General features: G+C 74.1%; 1 protein-coding gene. It reads right to left on the bottom strand.

From position 1 onward, the window contains the following. Positions 1 to 940 (bottom strand): MFS transporter (locus tag ACYVE9_RS27225; RefSeq protein WP_461030551.1); only part of this gene is annotated, 940 nt, incomplete at its 3' end. Positions 941 to 1299: the final 359 nt, after the last annotated feature.

The following is a 1299-nucleotide window of genomic DNA, read 5'->3' on the forward strand; positions in this document are numbered from 1 at the left end:
CCACGCCGACGAGCGGGGCGGAGCCGGCGGAGGCGGCGAAGGCGAGCGGCACGGTGGCGAGCGCCAGCAGGCCGTAGGCGACGGGCAGCCGGCGCTGCGGGAGCGAGCGCCACACGACGACGCCGCAGACCACACCGGCCAGCATGTTGCCGCCGGCGAAGATGCCGTAGAGCAGGCCGTTCGCGCCGGGCTGGCCGATGTCCTGGGTGAAGGCGGTCAACGAGACCTGCATGCCGCCGAAGACGGTGCCGATGCCCAGGAACGCGACGATGAGCACCCGCACGCCCGGTACCGACATCGCGGAGGCGCGGCGCTGACCGGCGATCCGGGGGGCGCGGTGCGCCGGGGGTGCGGTGCGGACCTGAGCGGCGATGAGCAGGCCGCCGACGACGGTCAGCAGGGCCTCGGCGACCAGGCCGGCCGCCGGGTGCACTCCGGTGCACAGGGCGGTGGCCAGGACCGGTCCGACGACGAAGGTGAACTCGTCGGTGACCGACTCGAAGGCGGCGGCGGTCGGCATGAGCCGGCTGCCGCTGAGCTTGTGCGCCCAGCGGGCGCGGACCATCGGGCCGACCTGCGGGACGGACGCGCCGGCCGGTAGGGCGGTCAGCAGCAGGGCCCACAGCGGGGCCCCGGCCAGTGCGAGCCAGATCAGCGCGGCCACGGCCGCCGCGTGCAGCAGCGCGCCGGGCAGCAGTACCGCCCGCTGCCCGAACCGGTCGGCGAGCTTGCCGGCCTGCGGGGCGAAGAGTGCCATCGAGACGCCGGTCGCCGCGGAGACGGTTCCGGCCACCGCGAACGAGCCGGTGGTGTGCTGGACCAGCAGCACGATGCCGATGGTCAGCATGGCGAAGGGCTGTCGGGCCAGGAAGCCCGGGATCAGGAACGACCAGGCACCAGGGGTGCGCAACAACAGACGGTAGCCGGGCTTGGACGCCACGGCCGGGCCTTTCTGCCGCCTGGTAGTGCGGTACGGCTGCGTCCGTACGAGCACCGAGAGCTGTCCTCTTGCGCAGTGGCCGCGGGCGGGTGTTCAGCCACGCGACGGCGCCAGCTCTGCGTCAGGCAGGGTTGGAATCCACGTATGTCGTATGCAGTCTAACCGCATGCTCCGACCTGGGGATCGAAGGGGCGGAAGGTGTTCCGGGGATCACACGGAGCGTACTCGCGGCACTGGGCCTGCGAACCCCGTTGCCCCAGCCCGCAGGGCCCCGCACCCGGCCCCGCACAGGGAACCCACCGGCCCCCGAACGCCGGGATCCCCCGCAGGCCGCCCGGGTCCGGCCCGTCGCCCGCCGG

The sequence above is a fragment of the Streptomyces sparsus genome, from assembly GCF_054776295.1.